This window comes from Paraglaciecola sp. 2405UD69-4 (genome assembly GCF_047525415.1).
Lineage (GTDB): Bacteria > Pseudomonadota > Gammaproteobacteria > Enterobacterales > Alteromonadaceae > Paraglaciecola.
The window spans coordinates 38,924-60,372 of record NZ_JBLIXM010000010.1; the positions used below are offsets into that span (position 1 = coordinate 38,924).

A 21,449-nucleotide genomic window follows, 5' to 3' on the forward strand; every position below is an offset into this window, starting at 1 on the left:
TGATAAGAGTGAAGCATTTTATTCTAGGCACTTTACTGGCTAATGTACTCTTGTTAAGTGGTTGTACAACTATTGCTAATTGGTTTTACGATGACGATGAATTAGAGATTAGAAGGTTAAAGCCTATCGAACAGCAATTTACTCCTTCTATTATCTGGTCTAAAGATTTAGGTAATGGAGTTGCTGGATACTATTCAAAGCTGCACCCCGCGGTTGCCTACGACAAAGTTTATGCAGCTAACCGTCAAGGATTAGTAGCAGCATTTGAGCAAGAAACCGGAAAACAAGTGTGGTCTACAAACTTTGCGGTATTTGAAGATAAGGGTTGGACAAGCTTTATTACAAGTTTTTGGGATGATGGTACGCCTGCTAAAATCGCTGGTGGTTTAAGTGTCGCTTATGAAACCGTCTTTTTCGGTACTGAAAATGGTGAAGTCATTGCTCTTGATGCAAACACTGGTGAGCAAAAGTGGAAAACTACTTTAAAAGGAGAAGTTTTAGCTACTCCTGCTGTTGAAGCCGGTGTTGTTGTTGTAAATACAGGGTCTGGTTTCGTATTTGCTCTAAATGCAAGTACAGGTGAAGAAGTTTGGGCATATGAATCCGACGTGCCTCCATTATCTCTAAGAGGTGTATCTTCACCAACAGCCGTAAATGGTGGAGCCATAATTGGAACTGCTACAGGTAAACTAGTGGTGAATATTCTCGAATCAGGCCAAACTGCATGGGAACAAGTTGTGTCTGCTGCAACTGGTGTTACCGAGCTAGAGCGTATTGTTGATATTGATAGTCAGCCACTGGTTTCTGGTGGGATTATCTATGTAATTTCATATGATGGATCCCTAGCAGCAGTAGAGTTACGCTCAGGTAGGGTTGTCTGGAAACGTGAGTACAACTCTTATCGACGTCTAACGATTGATGGAGCTACATTGTATGTGGTGGACTCAAACAGTACCGTATATGCCTTAGATAGTCGCAATGGGGTAGAAAAGTGGAGTCAAAGCGCTCTGAAACAACGTCTATTAACGGGGGCCACACCAGTTGGTGATTATATTGTTTCTGGTGATAAATATGGTTACTTACACTGGTTTAGCCAAGAAGATGGTAAGCTAGTGGCTCGTCTTGAAGTTGGTGAAGATGACGATGATGAAAGTATATACTATGCCCCTGTCGCTGATGATGGAGTATTATACACACAGACTCGTGATGGTAAATTAGTGGCGGTGCAAACCCCTTCAGAGTGAAATTTTTCGGAGTGATTCCGATTAAAAAAACTTAGTAAGTTTTAATACGGCTTGGAAACTCAATTGTTTTCTAGGCCGTTTTTGTCTATAGGAAATTATTTTATGTTACCCGTTGTTGCTCTAGTTGGCCGGCCTAATGTTGGAAAGTCTACCTTGTTTAACCGTCTAACTCGTACCCGAGATGCTTTGGTTGCAGACTTTCCGGGTTTAACTAGGGACAGAAAGTATGGCCAAGTTAAATATGAAGGATTGCAATTCATAGTCGTTGATACTGGCGGGATAAGTGGTGATGAGCAAGGCATAGACATGGCAATGGCTGAACAATCACTATTGGCTATCATAGAAGCAGATATTGTATTGTTTTTGGTTGATGCTCGAACCGGTATGACTGGAGCGGATCAGGGGATTGCAGAACATTTAAGAAAGCAAGACAAGCCTGTTTATGTAGTAGCCAACAAAGTCGATGGCATTGATGGTGATAGTGAGAGTGCTGACTTTTTTGCTCTGGGTCTTGGCTCTGTTAACCAGATTGCTGCTGCCCACGGCAGAGGAGTAACTCAACTTTTACAACATACATTAGTGCCTATTTCCGATCGTTTTCCAGATATGCATATTCCTGAGGAAGTGGAAGAAGAATTAACTGAAGAAGATGCCGCAATGCAGTTAGAAAAGCTGCAGGCGCAACCCATTAAGTTAGCCATAGTGGGTAAACCCAATGTAGGTAAATCTACTCTTACTAACCGTATTTTGGGTGAAGAAAGAGTTGTTGTATACGATGAGCCAGGTACCACACGGGATAGCGTTTTCATTCCTATGGAGCGAGATGAAAGAGAATATATTCTGATAGATACCGCTGGGGTGAGGAAAAGACGAAACATTTCTGAAGCTGTTGAGAAGTTTTCAATTGTTAAAACGTTGCAAGCTATCGAAGAAGCTAACGTGGTGTTATTTGTAGTTGATGCCCAAGAAGGGATTACCGATCAGGATTTAAGTTTACTGGGATTTATTCTCAATGCTGGCCGCTCTTTAGTGGTAGCAGTTAATAAGTGGGATGGCTTAGATAAAGATGTAAAAGATGAGATAAAGCGGGAGTTAGATAGGCGTTTAGGCTTTATTGATTTTGCACGTATACACTTTATTTCTGCTTTGCATGGTACGGGTGTAGGACACATATTTGAGTCTGTTAAAGAAGCTTATGCTTCGGCAACTAAGCGAATCAACACAGCCATGCTAACCCGTATAATGGATATGGCTCAAGATGACCACCAACCACCTATGGTTAGAGGTCGTCGAGTGAAATTGAAGTACGCCCATGCTGGTGGTTATAACCCGCCAATTGTTGTTATTCACGGAAATCAGCTTAAAGACTTGCCAGACTCTTATAAACGTTATTTGATGAATTATTTTAGAAAGTCTTTAAAAGTCATGGGAACACCAATAAAGATTGAGTTTAGGGACTCTGTCAATCCTTATGAGTCTGATCATAGCCAATTAAATGATTCTCAAAGACGTAAACGTAGACAATTAATGCGTATGCATAAAAAATCTAAATAACTTTTATTCGCTTAATCTAGATCAGGCAGCTTGGCCTGATCTAGATACTAATCATTAATTTTTGTCACGACACTCACCACTTCACCATCTACAAAACGGCTAGTAAGCTCATCTCCTGGTGTTAGTTGGGTGACGCTTTTTACTATCTGCTCTCCTTTAAAACCAATATTATAACCACGAGAAAGCGTTGCTAGAGGACTCACAGTTTCCAGTAAGTGGCTGTTATTAGCTAAAATTTGTTGTTTTTGCTTCAACAGGTTTTGACAATTTTTAGTTAACTTTTGGTTTAGTTCTGAAATCGCTAACGTGTGAGTGGCAATCGTTTTAGATGGCGACAGACGCTGCAATCGTTCGCTAATATAGTGTTGACGTTGTTTAGCCTGAATAAAACTTTGATCAAAGGCCTGTTTTAATCTGGCCTGTATTTGATCAACGAATTGATGTTGTTGCTCAAGTTGTTTTTGAGGATGATTTTGCAGTAACGCCTTTGAAGCTAATTGGTGCTTGTGCTCTTGGACCTGCAGTTGTTGCTTAATGCCTTTGATAAGTTGGTTACGAATCGTTGTTAATTTGTCTAATAAGCTAGATTGGTCGTCACTGACTAACTCAGCTGCTGCAGAAGGAGTAGGGGCTCTAAGATCAGCCACAAAATCTGCAATACTAACATCCACTTCATGGCCTACTGCACTGACAATTGGTAACCTAGATGCAAAAATAACATTCGCTAATTCTTCACTGTTGAAGCACCATAAGTCCTCTAGTGAGCCTCCGCCTCTGCCCACTATTAAAACATCCACTTCATTTCTGTGATTGGCTGTTTCGATTGCCTCACATAAGGCACTTACAGCAGTGCTTCCTTGTACAAGAGTGGGATATATGAAGACTTCTATAGATGGGTTGCGTCTCTGTAATACTGTCAGTATATCGTGTAAAGCCGCACCAGTAGCAGACGTAACTATGCCTACCTTATTTATCGTTTTGGGTAATGGCTTTTTATTTTCAAAATCAAATAGCCCTTCTTTAGATAACTTTGCTTTTAATTGGTCAAATTGTTGTTTTAATTGGCCTTCTCCTTCGGGCTCAATATGCTCAACTATAAGTTGATAGTCTCCTCTAGGTTCGTAAAGCCCAATATTGGCCCTAACTAAAACTTTGTCGCCTTCTTTGGGCTTCAGTTGTACTCGCCTATTTGCTCCTTTAAACATGGCGGCTTTCACTTGGCTTCTATTGTCTTTTAATGTGAAATACCAGTGGCCAGAGCTTGCAGCTATAAAATTGGATATTTCTGCTGATAGCCAAACTTGACCTATCTCATTTTCTAAAACTGTTCGTGCTAAACGGTTTAAATGACTGACAGTAAGTATTGTTTTTGAAGGTGTTTGAGATTGAAACATGAATTACAAGGTATACAACTTAAATATGAATACAGTGTACCTGATATGTCTATTGGTACATATTTCTAATTCAACTTTAGTGTATTTGCTGTTATCTAAAATATCTAAGTGTTTCAATGATAATTTTCTAGACGAAACTAAGTAAAGCCGCTAGAATTGCGCCGCAATTAAAACCCTATTTAAAGGTGATGTTGCATGTTACGGATCGCTAAAGAGGCACTGACGTTTGACGACGTTTTACTTGTGCCTGGACACTCTACTGTTTTACCTCATACCGCAGATCTTAAAACCCGATTAACTCGCGGTGTAAGTTTGAATATTCCTTTAATTTCAGCTGCAATGGACACTGTATCGGAAGCTCGTTTAGCCATAGCCCTTGCACAAGAAGGCGGCATTGGATTTATTCATAAGAACATGCCTCCTGAACAACAAGCAGAGCATGTACGCATTGTTAAAAAATACGAAAGTGGCGTGGTTTCTGATCCTGTCACTGTTTTACCCACAGCTACAATCTCTGAAATCAATACTTTGAGTAAGCAACATGGCTTTTCTGGATTCCCAGTAGTTGATGAAGACAACAACCTTGTTGGTATAGTTACAGGTCGTGACCTTCGCTTTGAAAATAGCTTAGAGCAACCAATATCCAACGTGATGACCAAAAAAGATGATCTGGTCACAGTTAAAGCCGGCGCGCCTTCTGAGCAAGTATTAGATTTAATGCATGAACATAGAATCGAAAAAATACTTGTTGTTGATGATACCTTTAAATTGACAGGTATGATTACAGTAAAAGACTTTCAAAAAGCAGAAAGCAAACCAAATGCATGTAAAGATGAATTAGGTCGTTTACGAGTTGGGGCAGCAGTGAGTGTTGGTCCTGGAACTGATGAGCGAATCAAGTTGTTAATCGAAGCAGGTGTAGACGTATTGTTAATCGATACATCACACGGTCACTCCCAAGGGGTTATTGAACGAGTCAAAAAAGTTCGCCAAGATTATCCTGATGTACAAATTATTGCAGGTAATGTGGCAACAGGAGAAGGTGCAAAAGCCTTGGCTGATGCAGGTGTGGATGCTGTTAAAGTAGGCATAGGCCCAGGCTCTATATGCACAACACGTATTGTTACTGGTTGTGGTGTGCCGCAAATTACAGCAGTTTCTGATGCTGTTGAAGCACTAAAGGATACTGATGTTCCTGTTATCGCTGATGGCGGTATTCGTTTTTCTGGCGATATTGCTAAAGCCTTAGTTGCTGGAGCGAGCAGTGTCATGGTCGGCAGTATGTTAGCGGGCACTGAAGAAGCACCAGGAGAAGTTGAGCTTTATCAAGGTCGATACTATAAGTCATACCGTGGTATGGGCTCCTTGGGGGCTATGGATCAAAATAATGGTTCATCTGACCGCTATTTCCAAGACTCAAAAAGTGCTGAAAAACTCGTACCAGAAGGTATCGAAGGACGCGTGGCATACAAGGGACCAATTGCAAATATTATCCATCAACAGATGGGGGGCTTACGCTCTGCAATGGGCTTAACTGGTTCAGCAACGATTGAAGAACTGCGTACTAAACCACAGTTTGTTAAAGTGACTGCAGCTGGTATGGGTGAATCTCATGTTCATGATGTTAGTATCACTAAAGAAGCGCCTAATTACCGTCTAGGTTAGATCATAGTAAATCCATTAAGCGCTTTACCTATAAAGTAAAGCGCCGACATTTCATTATTTTTAATTAAAGAGTAAACAAATGAGTTTAGATATCCATGACCAACGTATTTTGATCCTTGATTTTGGCTCTCAATATACGCAACTTATTGCACGTCGAGTGAGAGAAATAGGCGTGTATTGTGAACTTTGGGCATGGGATGTTACACAAGAGCAGATTGAAGCCTTTAACCCCAATGGAATTATTTTATCTGGTGGGCCAGAGTCTGTGCATGCAGATGACTCTCCAAGAGCACCACAGTACGTATTTGAAGCAGGCGTTCCTGTTTTAGGTATTTGCTATGGAATGCAAACTATGGCTGAGCAGTTAGGCGGCAAAGTTCAAAGTTCTAACCTAAAGGAGTTTGGATATGCGCAAGTAGAAGTGCTTGCTGAAATGGCTTTATTTAAAAATATTGAAGATCACATATCTGACAATGGTAATTCTTTACTCGATGTTTGGATGAGTCATGGCGACAAAGTCAGTGAAGCGCCGAGTGGCTTTGTTACTACTGCTAAAACCGATAGCTGTCCTTTTGCGGCTTTTGCGAACGAAGATAAAAAATTCTATGGTATTCAATTCCATCCTGAAGTAACGCATACACGCCAAGGGCAAAGAATGTTATCGCAGTTTGTTTTAGACATCTGTGGTTGTGAAAAGCTATGGACCCCTGCGGCAATTATTGAAGATGCTGTGGCAAAAATGAAAGAGCAAATCGGAGATGACCAAGTTATCTTAGGTTTGTCTGGTGGCGTAGACTCTTCTGTTGTCGCAATGCTATTACATCGTGCGATTGGTAAGAACCTTACTTGTGTGTTTGTTGATAATGGCTTGTTGCGTTTAAACGAAGGTCAACAAGTTATGGATATGTTTGGTGATCATTTTGGTCTTAATATTCGCAAAATTGAAGCCGAAACTAGGTTTTTAGATGCGCTCGCCGGCGAAGCAGATCCAGAAGCAAAACGAAAAATTATTGGCCGAGTTTTTGTTGAAGTATTTGATGAAGAGTCGAAAAAGTTGGTCGATGCTAAGTGGTTAGCCCAAGGAACTATTTATCCTGACGTGATTGAGTCAGCAGCATCTGCTACAGGTAAAGCCCATGTTATTAAATCACATCATAATGTAGGTGGTTTGCCAGATGATATGAAAATGGGGCTAGTTGAGCCATTGCGAGAGTTGTTTAAAGACGAAGTCAGAAAGATTGGTTTAGAGTTAGGCTTACCATATGACATGCTTTATCGCCACCCATTCCCGGGTCCGGGTTTAGGGGTGCGTGTATTAGGTGAAGTTAAAAAAGAATATTGTGACTTATTAAGAAGAGCGGATGCTATCTTTATTGAGGAGCTTCATGAAGCAGATTTGTATCATAAAGTGAGTCAAGCCTTTACTGTGTTTTTGCCCGTCAAGTCTGTTGGAGTGATGGGAGATGCCAGAAAGTATGACTGGGTGGTATCTTTACGCGCGGTAGAAACTATAGACTTTATGACCGCTCATTGGGCCCATTTGCCTTATGACTTTTTAGGAAAAGTATCTAACAGAATAATCAATGAAATAGATGGCATTTCTCGTGTTGTTTATGACATCTCAGGAAAGCCTCCAGCAACTATCGAGTGGGAGTAAACAGTTATTTCGAGTTTAGGGAGATAGAGTTGGATGGGTGACATAAAAATAAGACCTGCTGTTATATCTGAGTTACCGATATTACGTGAATTTGAGCAAGGCATTATTGCCACTGAAAGGCCTTTTAATGAATGTCTTAAGCCTGAAGGCATTCATTATTACGATCTTGGAGCTCTTATTGAAAGTGATAAGTCTATTGTCATGGTGGCTGAAGATGCTGGACAAATCATAGCATCTGGATATGCCCGTATTCGTGAGTCAAAGCCCCATTTAATTCATGACTTTCATATTTACTTAGGTTTTATGTATGTCGTTGAGTCCCATCGAGGTCAAGGTATTAACCAACTGATTATGGAAGCACTTGTGCTGTGGGGCAAAAAATTAGGGTTTGAAGATTTTTATCTAGAAGCCTATGCCGATAATCGTCCAGCACTAACTGCATATGAAAAAATGGGATTTAAGCCCTCCTTAATCGAAATGAAACTTTCCTAACCTATTCTGAGTAAAGAAGTATGGCGATAAAGCCAACTATATATAAATTTAATATCTCTGTGTCTGACTTTAACCATGATTACTACGATTCGGTTAATTTAACTATTGCATTACATCCTTCTGAAAAAATAGAACGGATGATGGCAAGAGTATCGGCCTATTGCTTAAACCTACACCAAAACGCAAATGATTTAATGGTTTTTACTAAAGGGTTAAGTGCCACGGAAGAGCCAGACATTTGGATTAAAGAACTTGATGATCAAATTACACTTTGGATTGATGTTGGAGAGCCTAGCTTTGAAAGGGTTAAGAAAAGTTGTCGGCTGGCCAAGAAAAGTTATGTCTATAGTTTTAACTCTAAATCGACTGTTTGGTGGAAACAAGTGCAACCTCAGTTTCAAGGTTTGCCTGTTACGGTTGTCTCTTTTGATTGGGAGTCGGTTCAGAAATTAAGTCAGTCTATTTCTAGAACTATGGAGTTTTCAGTTTCCATAAATGACGACTCACTATTTTTCTCTACACTAAATGAGCAACATGAAGTCAGTTGGAAGCTTCTTCAGGGTAGCCTAAACAACTAATGATACGTAATACCAATCTAGCTACTTTATTTTTGTAAGGATTAATTACACCTAATGCCAGAAAGATTTGATTCAATACGTCCTTTTGATGACGCAGATTTAGCAACGGTTTTACCTAAGCTTTTTAATAATGCAGAGTTTATTGCGAGTATTGTTGCATTTAGGTTTGCGTCGTGGCCTGATTTTCTTAAGCCGCTACTCGCTTTATTTACGCGATTGTATATTAATATGCAGGCTAAGCGCATCAATACTTTAAGTGAATTTCAAAGCTTGATTGCCCCTTTCATGGATAAAATGATAGCTACAACTACCGAATCTGTCACCATAACTGGATTGGAGACCTTAGATGTTTCTGAGCCTTGTTTGTTTATCAGTAATCATAGAGACATTGCTTTAGATCCCGCTTTTATAAATTGGACATTACATGAGAACGGGCAAGATACAGTGAGGATAGCTGTTGGTGATAACTTACTTAAAAAGCCTTGGGTTGCGGATTTAATTAGGTTAAATAAGTGCTTTATTGTAAAACGTAAAGCCACTGACAGACGAGAGAAGTTGCAGGCTGCAAAACTTTTAAGTGAGTATATTGAATATACTCTGCACAGTGAAGGTCAACATGTGTGGATTGCTCAGCGAGAAGGCAGGGCTAAAGATGGTAACGATTTAACCAATCCAGCTATAATCTCCATGCTTTCAATGAATAAGCCAAAAACTAAGACTTTTTCAGAATATATAAATGAGTTGAGAATTGTACCTGTATCCATATCCTACGAATTTGATCCCTGTGATGTAAACAAAGCCAAAGAATTACACCAATTAGAAAAAGAGGGGAGCTACGACAAACCTGATAACGAGGATGTAAGAAGTATAGTTAATGGCATTACGGGTCAAAAAGGCAGAGTACATTTACATTTTTCAAAGCAGTTAGTAGGTGAGTTTGAGAATGCTAAAGAAGTAGCAGCAAGTTTAGATAGGGAAATATTACAAAGCTATCAACCTTTTGCCACAGGTGCCATGGCAGCTTCTATGTTGGACGGGGTAGATATAGCGGTAACAGATGAGCACAGCGTCAAGGCCGAAAAGTACTTAAAGAGTAGGTTAGAAGGACTGAATGAAGACGAAAAACTCAAGCTCTTGAGTATGTATGCTGCAGCTTACAAAAAGCAATTATTGCATTAACTAAGATAGTACATATAGAGGCTATTTCTATGAGGCCGTATATTTGGCCTCATTAAAAATAGTCTATCCTACGCCACTTTGTCTTTCTTTAACTCATCAAATTGGCGATTCAAGTCGTACTTTTCATCAGTTACAATTTTTTCTAAGGTTTCAATGCGTTCACGCATAGTCTTAATTTCACTTTGTAATTCTTTATTAAGGGCTGCTTGTTCATTACTGGTTTTATCTTTTTTCTTACCCTTTGGCCCATTTACAAGCTCAACTATGGCCCAGCAAACAATTGCTACTATAACGATAGCTGTTAAATTCATTTTCAACTCCCCTTTGTCTTGTCTCTATTTATAAAAAGTTTATGCTTATAGGTAAAACATAGCAAATATTTGACCAATATTAAAACTACTTGTTTTTCAAGTGGTTAGGCGTTTGTTAGCTATCAAAATATCTTGATTTTGGCTTAAATAGTTAAAGCATTGATGTAATTAACTAAAAAATGATGAAAAAGACAAATTAACCGATGAGTATTGCAGAAGATATAAAATGGATGCGCCATGCTTTAATGCTAGCTGATAATGCACAAGCACAAGGAGAAGTCCCTGTTGGTGCAGTGTTAATTCAAAATGGCAAGATTGTTGGCGAAGGGTGGAACCAATCCATTACTTTACATGACCCTTCTGCTCATGCAGAAATGATGGCTATTCGAAATGCTGGGAAAACTATAAAAAACTATAGGCTTATTAATACAACCTTATATGTAACCTTAGAGCCTTGTTCTATGTGTGCTGGTTTACTAGTGCATAGTCGAGTCGAGCGTGTAGTGTTTGGGGCAAGCGACTTAAAAACAGGGGCAGGGGGAAGTATTATGAATCTGCTAGATGATGAGCGATTGAATCATCAAATTGAGGTAACAAGTGGTGTCTTAGCAGAGGAGTGTGGGGCAGTCTTATCTGACTTTTTTCGTATGAGGCGGGCCGAAAAGAAAAGAATTAAGCGTCAAGAAAAGCTGACAAGGGAACATTAAGAATATTGTTGTAGCTCATCAACCGTTTCTAAAATTTGAAAGTGTTGTCTACGAAGTACTACCTTTTGTTGCACACGCTTTAACAGTTGGCGCCTTCTACTATTACTTGCTAGCTTATGTCTGTTTTGCATGGTGTTACGTTTTTTCATTGAAACTTTCTCTTAAATTATGGGTTATTTAAAGTAATTAGTAGTGAAACTATTTGTTTAGTTCAACTTCAATTGCTTCTAAGTTATAGATAAGCTATCGGAAGATTGTTACGAAAATGTGACATAAATAATGTCCTTTGTAATATAATCTGTGCAATTTCTGTCTGATGTAAGTAGTCAGTGCGTATAAATTGTATTTTAGGTGGTGTTATGTCCAATTTGTTTTTACGTTATAAATACATAGGTTTATGTTGTGTATTAGGTCTTTCTGCTTGTGGTGGTTCAGGATCCAACGGCTCAAATAATGAACCTGTAGTCGTCACTCCACCTGTGCAAGAAGAGCCAACAGTCACGCCAGAAGTATGCACCAATCAAGCTTACAGCATTTTATCTGCATCAGATGATGGCACTTCTGATCCATCTTACTTACCTGAAAATACAATTGATAGGCTAACAACTCCTGAGTCTAGGTGGTCTTCACAAGGTACTGGTAAGGAGTTGGTTCTAGACCTTGGCAGTATAAATACGCTAGGGGCTCTGAAGATAAAGTGGCATGACGGTGCTGAGCGCCAAGCTAATTTTGAAGTAGAAACCTCTTCTGATAATGCAATTTGGAATTCTGTGCTTGAAGATGGTTTTTCAAGTGGTAAACACAGTGGTTTCGAGCTAGTTAATCTTGTCGAAAGTGAAGCTCGTTATATAAAGATTATTGGCTTAGGAAACTCAGAGAACGACTGGAATAGTATTGTTGAAGTAGAAGCCCATAGCTGTGAAGATGCCGATGGTTTAATTGTTGATGCTTTTCCTAACGAATTAGGGATCGAGCTTATAGATTGGTATTTGAGTGTACCCACAGATGAAGATAATAGTGGTACTTCAGATTCAATATTTGAGACTGAGTTAGCCGCTGGATATACAAACTCTGAATTTTTCTATGCTTCTGCAGATGGCGGAATTGTAATGCGCTCGCCAAGTTACGGATTTAAAACCTCTACTAACACTAGTTATGTGCGAGTTGAGTTGCGCGAAATGCTCCGTAGAGGGAATACTTCTCACAGGACGCAAGGTGTAAATCAAAATAACTGGGTGTTTGGTAGTGCATCTAATGCTTCTCAAGCTGCGGCAGGTGGCGTGAATGGCGAGTTAAACGTTACCTTAGCGGTGAATAATGTAACGACTACCGGTGAAGATTATCAAATTGGTCGATTAGTTATTGGCCAAATCCATGCTAATGATGATGAACCAATTCGTTTATATTATCGAAAATTACCAGGCAACGATAAAGGAGCTATCTATTTTGCCCATGAGCCAAGAGTTGAAGGCTCTGATGAAATTTACGTTGAAATGATGGGCTCAAGGAGTAACAGTGCGTCTAATCCTACAGATGGTATAGCGTTAGACGAAGTCTTTAGCTACAGAATAAATGTGTTAGACAACCTTCTCACTGTCACTATTATTAGAGAAGGCAAGGATGATATCGTTGCTAGTTTGGATATGAGCGATAGCTTATTCGATGAGGATGGCCAGTATCAGTATTTTAAAGTTGGGGTTTATCATTTAAATAACTCAAGTGATCCAGACGAATATGCCCAAGCCACTTTCTATGAAATTCGTAATAGTCATGAGGGATATGGGGATAGCGAATAAAGTATTTGTACTATTCTTTATTCGTTGCGGCAACTTCTGTTGGCTCCATTTCAGTAGAAATGGTGTCAATAGGTTTTAATTCTATTTGAGGCTCTTCCAGCATTTGAGGTTGTTGCTCATCTAACCAAACAAGTGTGTCGTAATAGCGTCTAATATTATCCACATAAGCAACGGCTTCATTTCCTCGAGCATAACCGTACCTAGTGGTTTTGTAGTATTTTTTCTGTCTAAGCTGTAAAAGACGTATCTTCACATCAACCCACATATCTGGGTTGGCGCCCTGTCTCTGGGTTAAAACTCTTGCATCTTCAAGGTGACCAAATCCAATATTATATGCAGCTAGGGCAAACCATAAACGGTCTGGAAACGTTATACGGTCAGGGATCCGCCTTAGAATTTTGGCTAGGTATTCAGCTCCTCCTTTAATACTTTGCTCGGGATCAAGCCTTGAGGTAATACCCAGCTCTTTTGCCGTGGCTAGGGTTAGCATCATCATTCCGCGGACACCCGTAACCGATTTCGCTTTAGGACGCCAGTGGCTTTCTTGATAACTCATTGCCGCGAGTAAACGCCAATCTATATCCTTGGAGTATTGTTTAAACCAAGCTTGATAGGTAGGTAAAATGGTTTTAGATTTTTTTATAAACTCTCGCGTATCGACATAGTTGAACTGGCGAACATGGCCAAAGTATTTATCTTCTAAGGCTGCAAACTTGCCATTACTTTGGATAATACCAAAGTATTCGATCATGGCTGCTAATACGGAGTCGTCTTTTTGTTTGTTTACTGCCCACGCAATATCGTGCTCAGGGCTGACTGAAAATCCTATAGCCAATTCTGGAAACCGCCTGCGCATTAATGCCAATATATTGGAATCTGCAATGGTATAGTCCAACTTATCTTCAAGGACCATTTCCATTAACTCTTCCATATCTTTTTCGTCGGTTTCTTGCCAGGTTAAGTCAGAATGAGATTGTTGTAATAAAGAAAGAGACTCGGTATGGCTGCTACCCGATACTACGACCAATTCACCGGTAATATCTTCAATGCCTCTTGGCCACTCATCGCCCTGCTTAAACACTAGTTTTTCAGTTACTCGTTGATAACCGGGTCCAAATTTAAATGTATTGAAGCGGTCTGGACTAACTATTACACCTGCTGCAATGACATCAATGTGGGAGTTTTCTAGTTGGGGAAATAATTCATTTAAGTTGTAGTATGGAAATACTTCTAGTTTTACACCTAAATAATCGGCAAAGCCCGCAGCAAGTTCATACTCAAACCCTATTGGACCGGTGGGGCCATTGTAATAGGTAGTTAATCCATAGGTAGTACCAACTTTCAAAACGCCGGAGTCGAGTATATTTGTTAAGCCAGATGACTGCTCAACATCATTACAACTACTTATGAAAACCATTAAAGATAGGGCTAAGTAACGACGCAATTGAATAATAGTATCCTCTAAACTTTAGTCTCTCTATTGTGAACAAATTTTGATGAATCATCCAGTGCTTTGTTTTTTAGAAAATAGGGCAGGTTGCCCTTATCAATTAGATAAAATTACCCTATAATTCGCGCCTTAAAATTCCTCTTTCATCGATTTGTCATAGTTATGATGTGACAAATTCCGCTATAAGGTATGACTCTATGTTAGTGCTTCGCGGTACACCTGCGTTATCCGATTTTCGTGTTGAGAAATATTTAACTCAATTTGTAGACAACTCCCTGCCTGTAATAAGCATTTATGCCGAGTATACTCACTTTGCAAGTATTCGTGGTGATTTATCAGAGCAGCATAGTGAAGTGCTAGATAAGCTATTAACCTACGGCCCTAAGATTCAAGAGCACGCACCTGAAGGTCGCTTATTTTTAGTTACTCCTCGGCCTGGAACCATTTCCCCTTGGTCTTCAAAATCAACAGATATTGCTCATAATTGCGGATTGAAACAAGTCAATCGTCTTGAAAGGGGGATTGCATATTATGTTGAGTCTGAAGAGTTAAGTGAAGAGCAAGTTGTATTGCTTAAATCTATTCTTCATGACCGTATGACAGAGGTTGTTTTAGACGAATTTTCTGAAGCTAGCGCACTCTTTGTAGAGAGTGAACACGCTCCTTTGATTTCGATACAAATGTTGGAAAAAGGCAAATCAGCACTTCAACAAGCTAATGTTGATTTAGGATTAGCACTGGCTGACGATGAGGTTGATTATCTTTTTGATAATTTTACACGGTTGGGGCGTAACCCTAATGATGTAGAGTTGTACATGTTTGCCCAAGCAAACTCAGAACATTGTCGTCATAAAATTTTCAACGCAGATTGGACCATAGACGGTGAAGTGCAGCCCAAATCATTATTCAAAATGATTAAGAATACCTTTGAGAAGTGTGGTGAAAATGTTCACTCTGCTTATAAAGATAACGCTGCTGTTATGGAAGGAAGTTTTGCTGGGCGCTTTTTCCCCGACACAGAAACTAAAGAATACACCTATCATCATGAAGATATAGATATTCTGATGAAAGTTGAAACCCATAATCACCCCACAGCAATCGCACCATTTTCTGGAGCGGCTACAGGCTCTGGCGGTGAGATTCGAGACGAGGGAGCCACTGGAAGAGGGTCTAAACCTAAAGCTGGATTAGTTGGCTTTTCGGTATCTAATTTAAATATTCCTGATTTTAGTCAGCCTTGGGAAATGGATTTTGGAAAGCCAAGCCGAATCGTGAGTGCGTATGACATCATGATGGACGGTCCTTTAGGTGGAGCTGCGTTTAATAATGAATTTGGTCGTCCAAGTATACTGGGTTATTTTCGAACCTATGAGCAAAAAGTAAATAGCTTTAATGGTGAAGAGGTTAGGGGATATCACAAGCCGATAATGTTAGCTGGTGGCCTTGGCAATATTCGCAAACAACATATTCAAAAAGGTGATATTACAGTAGGGGCCAAACTTATAGCCCTTGGTGGCCCAGCTATGAATATAGGCTTAGGAGGAGGCGCTGCTTCTTCCATGGCTTCAGGACAGTCAAGTGAAAATTTAGATTTTGCTTCTGTGCAGCGTGGAAACCCTGAAATGGAGCGCCGCTGTCAGGAAGTTATTGATAAATGTTGGCAAATGGGTGAAAACAACCCTATTCAGTTTATTCATGACGTTGGTGCTGGTGGCCTGTCTAACGCATTTCCAGAACTTGTAAGTGATGCTGGACGTGGTGGTAAATTTGAACTTCGTAATGTACCAAATGATGAGCCTGGCATGTCTCCACTGGAAGTCTGGTGTAATGAGTCTCAAGAGCGCTACGTATTGTCTGTTGCACCTGAAAACCTTGAAGTATTCGAAGCTATTTGTCAAAGAGAGCGGGCACCATTTGCTGTTGTAGGTGAAGCAACTCAAGAAGAGCATTTAACACTAAGCGATAGTCATTTTGAAAATAACCCTATCGACATGCCTTTAGATGTGTTGTTAGGAAAAACTCCTAAAATGCATAGGGATGTTAGCTCTAAAAAGTTAGACACAGAAGCCGTTGATATGTCTGTTATGGACTTATCAGAAGCAGCTGAACGTATTCTTAGTTTACCTACAGTGGCTGAAAAAACCTTTTTAATCACCATAGGTGACCGTTCGGTAACAGGTTTGGTTGCAAGAGATCAAATGGTTGGGCCTTGGCAGGTTCCAGTGGCTGATGTTGCTGTTACAGCTTCAAGTTTTGATACGTATCAAGGTGAAGCTATGTCTATGGGGGAGCGTACTCCTGTCGCTTTAATCAACTATGCTGCCTCTGCACGAATGGCTGTAGGGGAAGCAATAACCAATATAGCTGCGGCCGATATTGGTGATTTTAATCGTATTAACTTATCTGCAAACTGGATGGCTGCAGCTGGGCATCCTGGTGAGGATGCTGGGCTCTACGAAGCTGTTAAAGCCGTAGGTGAAGAGTTGTGTCCGGCCCTAGGGATCACTATTCCTGTTGGTAAAGATTCGATGTCTATGAAAACAACATGGCAAGATGGAAGCTCTGATAAGTCAGTAACTTCTCCTTTGTCTTTAGTTATAACCGCTTTCGGTGCGGTACAAGACATTCGTAAAACCCTCACTCCCCAGTTAAAGACTCATGTTGAAAACACAGAGTTACTTTTGATTGACTTAGGTAAGGGGAAAAATAGGTTAGGGGCTTCATGCTTGGCACAAGTATACGGCCAGTTAGGCAATACCTCTCCAGATCTTGATTCTCCAGAGCTCTTAAAAGGCTTTTTCTTAGGGATTCAACAGTTAGTTAATGAAAAGTGTTTGTTAGCTTATCACGATAGATCTGACGGTGGCCTATTTACCACCATTGCTGAGATGTCATTTGCAGGTAAAGTTGGGGTTGATATTAGCTTAGATAGTTTAAATGGCTCACCTATAGATATGCTATTTAATGAAGAATTGGGTGCAGTCATACAGATTTCATCAAAAACTAAATCTCGTGTTTTGGATGTATTTGCAGAATATGGTTTAGCAGATGCGATTTTTAGTATTGGTGGGATTAATGACAGCGATAAAATCAGTATTCAGTTAAATGGTGAGGTGATTTTAGAGAACTCTCGAGTCCATTATAGACAAGCTTGGGCACAGACTACGCGTCATATGCAAAAGCGCCGAGATAACCCCGAGTGTGCGGAGCAAGAATTTGCAGCAAAAGCTGACGCGGCAGATCCAGGTTTACATGCAGCGTTAAGTTTTGACACCAAAGAAGACATTGCAGCCCCTTATATTGCAAAAGGTGTGGCACCTAAAATGGCTATCCTGAGAGAGCAAGGGGTAAATTCTCATGTAGAAATGGCAGCTGCTTTTGACCGAGCAGGCTTTGCTGCAATAGATGTACACATGAGTGATATTTTGTCTGGAAAATATTCTTTAGATGAGTTTAAGGGCTTGGTGGCCTGTGGCGGATTTTCTTACGGAGATGTGCTTGGTGCTGGTGAAGGTTGGGCGAAGTCTATTTTGTTTAATGCTAAAGCTAGGGATCAGTTTGCGGAATTTTTTGCACGGCCAGATTCATTCTCGTTAGGGGTTTGCAATGGTTGTCAAATGCTATCTAACCTTAAGTCTCTTATTCCAGGAGCGGAGTTATGGCCACACTTTGTTACGAACCAATCTGAAAGGTTTGAAGCTAGAGTAGCCATGTTAGAAGTCAAAGAGTCTGCATCGATTTTCTTCAATGGTATGCATGGCTCTAGAATGCCAATAGCGGTTTCTCACGGTGAAGGTAGAGCCGAGTTTGCTGGTGATAGCGGTGCTTTAAAAGCACTAGAGAACCAAGCAGTATCCCTTCAATACGTTGATAACTACGGTAAAGTTACCCAAAATTATCCAGCTAATCCAAATGGTTCTCCTTTAGGTATTGCTGGTTTAACCAGCGCAGATGGGCGAGCAACTATCATGATGCCCCACCCAGAGCGAGTATTTAGAAGCGTAGCTAATTCTTGGTATCCTAGTGATTGGCAAGAAGACGGTGCTTGGATGCGTATGTTTAGAAATGCTAGGGTTTACTTAGGCTAAATTTATTTCGAGAGACAAGATACTTAGCGGCAATGTTTATTCTATTGCTGCTAAATTTTTTTACCTTGGATAATTTAGGTATGGCTGTTTGTCTCTTCGTTTAATTAAAACCCTTGTATATCAGTGAAATAGTGATTAATATTTACGCAGTTTTTGACGGCTTGACTTTATTTTTTTATGAACTAAACGTCATTCGCCTTGTCTACATAAATTACATACAATAATAAGAGACGCTCATGAATCGTTCAAATAAAGGTTTTGGTTTAACCGGTGTATTGGTCACGGTTATTTTTCTAATTGTTGCGGCTATTTTTAGTGCGTCTGCTAAGTCTGCGATCCTTTCTCATCATTCTGATTGGACAGCGGCTAATCAAGAATCGCAAACTAATAAACTTATTTCTTAAGCCAGCCTTAACTAACATTGAGCAAGGCTAAATATTGAGTGTTATTTGCTGTAATATAACTCTCGATTATTGGCTTTTTGTTGTTGGTTTTTTTTAAGAAGTACGTAAACCGAGCTGTTCCCACCATGCTTTGGTAGCGAAGTGTGAAATGCAATCACCTCTGGCATTTGACGTAACCATTTATTGATACAACTTTTCAAAAATCCTGAGAAAGGTTTGCTATGCAGGCCTAAGCCATGTTTGATTAATAGGGTACGGTCTCCATTATTATGGCTCTGTAGTATCTTATTAAATACTGTGTTTCTAGCTTGCTCAAATGTAGTGTTCTGTAAGTTTATGACGCTATTGATAGTGTATTTCCCTAACCTTAGATTTTTGTACACTCCATTTTGAATCCCACTTTGCTTAAACATAATATAGTCATATGGATCAATTGGTTCTATATCTTCTAAGCTCAGGTAATTTCTAACGTGATTGTTTTCAGCTTCAATTTGTTGCCGTTTGAGCTGTTTTGCTAATGTGACTTTTGATTGTTGAATATGGAGTTTATTATCTTGTTTTAAGGGTTTTACATCTTTAAATTCCTTTAAAAACTCGCTTGATTCATCAATTAAATTGCAGGTGCTTGTCATTTTTATTAACCCTCACGATTGCCATACACATGACAAAGTTAAAATTATAAGTAGCTAATTTCAATATTAGACTCGAAAGTTCTGCGGAATATATATTAAATCCTCTGTATTCTTATGGCCCGCTAAATATGCAACAATTAGGTTTTCCACGTATATCTCGGATTCTTCATAATGACAATAAAAAATTTAATTGTAGGCTCATTTACACTGCTACTTTTAGCAAGTTGTAACGAGTCAACTAGCAGTACCAATAGCCTTAATCATTCAGCTGATGGCAAAGTTGAGCAGGTTGTTGCAGATTTTAATAAACATACCTCACAAGATTATCATTCTTTTTCAAATCCAGAAGAAGTGAAGGTGACACACCTAACTTTAGATTTGAATGTAGACTTTAGTAAAAGGGAATTAACTGGAAGTGTTGCCTTAGACTTTAAGAGAATGACAGCTCATGCCAAAACGTTAATTTTAGACACCCGTGATTTGATCATTTCTAAAGTTACTGCCAATGGAGAGGATTTATCCTTTAGTTTGGCAGAGTCTGACTCATTTTTAGGTGCGCCTCTGAGCATTACCTTACCTGAACAAGGTAGTACTCTTACTGTTTATTACCAAACGGTACCGCAAGCTTCTGGAGTACAATGGTTAACTCCAGCACAAACTGCTGGTAAAAAGCATCCATTTTTATTTACTCAAGCCCAAGCTATTCATGCCAGAAGTTTCATTCCTCTGCAAGATTCTCCTAATGTAAGGGTGACATATGATGCAACTATAAGAACACCAAAAGAATTACTGGCTGTTATGAGTGCATCGAATGATCCTGACACTCCAAGAGATGGCGTTTATGAATTTTCTATGCCACAGGCTATTCCTTCTTATTTAATTGCCCTAGCGGTAGGAGATTTACACTTTAAAGCTATGGGGGAGCGAACAGGTGTTTACTCTGAAATTGGTATTTTAGATGCGGCAGCAGCAGAGTTTGAAGATACTGAATCAATGCTTATTGCCACCGAGAAAAGTTTCGGCCCATATAGCTGGGATCGCTATGATTTACTTATATTACCCCCATCTTTTCCATTTGGAGGAATGGAGAACCCTAGATTATCTTTCATTACGCCTACTGTTATTGCTGGAGATAAAAGCCTTGTTTCACTTATAGCCCATGAACTCGCGCATTCTTGGTCTGGAAATACTGTTACTAATGCGACTTGGCGAGACCTATGGTTGAATGAAGGATTCACAACGTATTTGACCTACCGAATCATGGAAATGGTATATGGTGAAGACCGCTATGCAATGGAAGCTGTGTTAGGTCGTCAGGACTTACAAGCGGATATAGATTCTTTAAAGCCTAATGATCAAATTTTAGCCATTGACCTTAAAGGCCGAGATCCTGATGAAGTATTTAGCAATATTCCCTATGAAAAAGGTGCTTTATTTTTAAGAGAGCTAGAATACAAAGTTGGCCGAGAGAATTTCGATAAGTTTCTATTAGGTTATTTTGAAACATTTGCTTTTAAAAGTATTACCACTAATGACTTCATTGATTACTTAGATAAAACTCTAGTTCAAGACCATAGTGATAAGATATCTAAAGAGCGCATTGAGGAGTGGATTTTTAAACCTGGTGTACCAGAAGGCGCTCCAGTTCCTGAGTCTAATGCATTTACCAGTGTTGATAGCGCAAGAAACAACTGGTTGGCTGGCAAAATAAAAGCTAAAGACATTGACAGTAAAAACTGGGTTGTTCATCAGTGGTTATATTTTTTAAATAACTTGCCTGCACAATTAACAGTTGCTCAGCTTAAAGAGTTAGATGAAGCATTTGGGCTAACAGACATTAAGAATAATGAAATTGCCCATAGTTGGTTATTGATTTGTGTGAATAACTGGTATGAACCGGCATTTCCAAGGCTTAATGATTATTTAGTTTCAATTGGTCGCAATAAGTTGGTTAAGCCTTTATATAAAGCACTGTCTTCTACTCCAGAAGGGCTAGCTATTGCAAGAGAAGCATTTACTAAGGCTAAGGACGGTTATCATCCATTAACAGTAAAAGTGAATGAAAAGTTTGTAAAATAAGGTCTATTTTATTTTAGGCTGATTCGTAATAGGTCGGCCTAAAATTTACGTCAAAAAAAAAGCCAGTCAATTTTAATTGACTGGCTTTTTTATACATTTTGTCTCGTCCTGAAATGTGTTTACACATTTAGGACTTATTATGACCAAGTCAAATAATACACCGCTTAAACGAACACAACGAGATTATTCATTAGGCTTTAAATTACAAATTGTCGACGC

General features: G+C 39.5%; 17 protein-coding genes. 12 read left to right on the plus strand and 5 right to left on the minus strand.

Annotated elements, in window-relative coordinates; genetic code table 11:
- Positions 1-8: 8 nt before the first annotated feature.
- Together bamB and der are read left to right on the plus strand one after the other, a co-directional pair.
- Positions 9-1,244 (plus strand): outer membrane protein assembly factor BamB, encoded by a 1,236-nt coding sequence (bamB, locus tag ACMUMK_RS18660; RefSeq protein WP_414702665.1) that lies wholly within the window; start codon positions 9-11, stop codon positions 1,242-1,244.
- Positions 1,245-1,346: 102 nt separating this feature from the next.
- Complete coding sequence (gene der / locus ACMUMK_RS18665) at positions 1,347-2,798, plus strand: ribosome biogenesis GTPase Der (protein ID WP_414702666.1); 1,452 nt, start codon at positions 1,347-1,349, stop codon at positions 2,796-2,798.
- A 47-nt stretch (positions 2,799-2,845) separates the two neighbouring features.
- Here the strand turns inward: der and xseA are convergent, their stop codons facing one another.
- A complete protein-coding gene (xseA, locus tag ACMUMK_RS18670; protein ID WP_414702667.1) occupies positions 2,846-4,192 on the minus strand; it encodes an exodeoxyribonuclease VII large subunit in 1,347 nt (448 codons plus the stop codon).
- 195 nt (positions 4,193-4,387) lie between these two features.
- On the opposite strand from xseA, the gene guaB reads away from it, so the two are divergent.
- The 5 genes from guaB (at position 4,388) to ACMUMK_RS18695 (ending at position 9,763) form a co-directional block, all read left to right on the plus strand.
- Positions 4,388-5,857: an IMP dehydrogenase gene (gene guaB, locus ACMUMK_RS18675; protein WP_414702668.1), complete on the plus strand. Its 1,470-nt coding sequence runs from the start codon at positions 4,388-4,390 to the stop codon at positions 5,855-5,857.
- A 79-nt stretch (positions 5,858-5,936) separates the two neighbouring features.
- Entirely contained in the window at positions 5,937-7,514 is a 1,578-nt protein-coding gene (gene guaA / locus ACMUMK_RS18680) for a glutamine-hydrolyzing GMP synthase (protein WP_414702669.1), read from the plus strand.
- Positions 7,515-7,547: 33 nt separating this feature from the next.
- Entirely contained in the window at positions 7,548-8,006 is a 459-nt protein-coding gene (locus ACMUMK_RS18685) for an N-acetyltransferase family protein (RefSeq protein WP_414702670.1), read from the plus strand.
- 20 nt (positions 8,007-8,026) lie between these two features.
- Positions 8,027-8,584, plus strand: coding sequence for a YaeQ family protein (locus ACMUMK_RS18690; protein WP_414702671.1), 558 nt, complete (start codon positions 8,027-8,029; stop codon positions 8,582-8,584).
- A 54-nt stretch (positions 8,585-8,638) separates the two neighbouring features.
- Positions 8,639-9,763, plus strand: coding sequence for a 1-acyl-sn-glycerol-3-phosphate acyltransferase (locus tag ACMUMK_RS18695; RefSeq protein WP_414702672.1), 1,125 nt, complete (start codon positions 8,639-8,641; stop codon positions 9,761-9,763).
- 68 nt (positions 9,764-9,831) lie between these two features.
- Here the strand turns inward: ACMUMK_RS18695 and ACMUMK_RS18700 are convergent, their stop codons facing one another.
- Complete coding sequence (locus tag ACMUMK_RS18700) at positions 9,832-10,074, minus strand: hypothetical protein (protein ID WP_414702673.1); 243 nt, start codon at positions 10,072-10,074, stop codon at positions 9,832-9,834.
- Between the two features lie 203 nt (positions 10,075-10,277).
- Between ACMUMK_RS18700 and tadA the strand changes: the two genes are divergently transcribed.
- Entirely contained in the window at positions 10,278-10,781 is a 504-nt protein-coding gene (tadA, locus tag ACMUMK_RS18705; RefSeq protein WP_414702674.1) for a tRNA adenosine(34) deaminase TadA, read from the plus strand.
- Here tadA and ACMUMK_RS18710 read toward each other — a convergent pair.
- On the minus strand, positions 10,778-10,930 hold the full coding sequence (locus ACMUMK_RS18710) for a hypothetical protein (RefSeq protein WP_414702675.1): 153 nt from the start codon (positions 10,928-10,930) through the stop codon (positions 10,778-10,780). The genes tadA and ACMUMK_RS18710 overlap by 4 nt on opposite strands.
- 210 nt (positions 10,931-11,140) lie before the next feature.
- Between ACMUMK_RS18710 and ACMUMK_RS18715 the strand changes: the two genes are divergently transcribed.
- The gene (locus ACMUMK_RS18715; RefSeq protein WP_414702676.1) at positions 11,141-12,577 is read left to right on the plus strand and encodes a polysaccharide lyase family 7 protein; all 1,437 of its coding nucleotides are present in this window, start codon (positions 11,141-11,143) and stop codon (positions 12,575-12,577) included.
- A 10-nt stretch (positions 12,578-12,587) separates the two neighbouring features.
- Here the strand turns inward: ACMUMK_RS18715 and mltF are convergent, their stop codons facing one another.
- Positions 12,588-14,021, minus strand: a complete 1,434-nt coding sequence (gene mltF / locus ACMUMK_RS18720; RefSeq protein WP_414702677.1) for a membrane-bound lytic murein transglycosylase MltF — start codon at positions 14,019-14,021, stop codon at positions 12,588-12,590.
- 203 nt (positions 14,022-14,224) lie between these two features.
- Here mltF and purL point away from each other — a divergent pair, with 203 nt between their 5' ends.
- Together purL and ACMUMK_RS18730 are read left to right on the plus strand one after the other, a co-directional pair.
- On the plus strand, positions 14,225-18,115 hold the full coding sequence (gene purL / locus ACMUMK_RS18725; protein WP_414702678.1) for a phosphoribosylformylglycinamidine synthase: 3,891 nt from the start codon (positions 14,225-14,227) through the stop codon (positions 18,113-18,115).
- Positions 18,116-18,351: 236 nt separating this feature from the next.
- Positions 18,352-18,519, plus strand: a complete 168-nt coding sequence (locus tag ACMUMK_RS18730) for a hypothetical protein (RefSeq protein ID WP_414702679.1) — start codon at positions 18,352-18,354, stop codon at positions 18,517-18,519.
- A gap of 41 nt (positions 18,520-18,560) precedes the next feature.
- On the opposite strand, the gene smrA is transcribed toward ACMUMK_RS18730, so the two are convergent.
- Positions 18,561-19,151 carry a DNA endonuclease SmrA gene (gene smrA / locus ACMUMK_RS18735; protein ID WP_414702680.1) on the minus strand — a complete coding sequence of 197 codons (591 nt, stop codon included), beginning with the start codon at positions 19,149-19,151 and terminating at the stop codon, positions 18,561-18,563.
- Positions 19,152-19,322: 171 nt separating this feature from the next.
- On the opposite strand from smrA, the gene ACMUMK_RS18740 reads away from it, so the two are divergent.
- The gene (locus ACMUMK_RS18740; RefSeq protein WP_414702681.1) at positions 19,323-21,230 is read left to right on the plus strand and encodes a M1 family metallopeptidase; all 1,908 of its coding nucleotides are present in this window, start codon (positions 19,323-19,325) and stop codon (positions 21,228-21,230) included.
- The last annotated feature ends 219 nt before the right edge of the window (positions 21,231-21,449 follow it).

Coding starts and splice junctions, on each gene's coding strand:
- purL (WP_414702678.1), top strand. CDS start 14,225: ATGTTAGTGCTTCGCGGTACACCTGCGTTATCCGATTTTCGTGTTGAG.
- ACMUMK_RS18695 (WP_414702672.1), top strand. CDS start 8,639: ATGCCAGAAAGATTTGATTCAATACGTCCTTTTGATGACGCAGATTTA.
- guaA (WP_414702669.1), top strand. CDS start 5,937: ATGAGTTTAGATATCCATGACCAACGTATTTTGATCCTTGATTTTGGC.
- smrA (WP_414702680.1), bottom strand. CDS start 19,151: ATGACAAGCACCTGCAATTTAATTGATGAATCAAGCGAGTTTTTAAAG.
- ACMUMK_RS18685 (WP_414702670.1), top strand. CDS start 7,548: ATGGGTGACATAAAAATAAGACCTGCTGTTATATCTGAGTTACCGATA.
- ACMUMK_RS18730 (WP_414702679.1), top strand. CDS start 18,352: ATGAATCGTTCAAATAAAGGTTTTGGTTTAACCGGTGTATTGGTCACG.
- ACMUMK_RS18740 (WP_414702681.1), top strand. CDS start 19,323: ATGACAATAAAAAATTTAATTGTAGGCTCATTTACACTGCTACTTTTA.
- ACMUMK_RS18690 (WP_414702671.1), top strand. CDS start 8,027: ATGGCGATAAAGCCAACTATATATAAATTTAATATCTCTGTGTCTGAC.
- der (WP_414702666.1), top strand. CDS start 1,347: ATGTTACCCGTTGTTGCTCTAGTTGGCCGGCCTAATGTTGGAAAGTCT.
- tadA (WP_414702674.1), top strand. CDS start 10,278: ATGAGTATTGCAGAAGATATAAAATGGATGCGCCATGCTTTAATGCTA.
- guaB (WP_414702668.1), top strand. CDS start 4,388: ATGTTACGGATCGCTAAAGAGGCACTGACGTTTGACGACGTTTTACTT.
- ACMUMK_RS18700 (WP_414702673.1), bottom strand. CDS start 10,074: ATGAATTTAACAGCTATCGTTATAGTAGCAATTGTTTGCTGGGCCATA.
- xseA (WP_414702667.1), bottom strand. CDS start 4,192: ATGTTTCAATCTCAAACACCTTCAAAAACAATACTTACTGTCAGTCAT.
- ACMUMK_RS18715 (WP_414702676.1), top strand. CDS start 11,141: ATGTCCAATTTGTTTTTACGTTATAAATACATAGGTTTATGTTGTGTA.
- ACMUMK_RS18710 (WP_414702675.1), bottom strand. CDS start 10,930: ATGAAAAAACGTAACACCATGCAAAACAGACATAAGCTAGCAAGTAAT.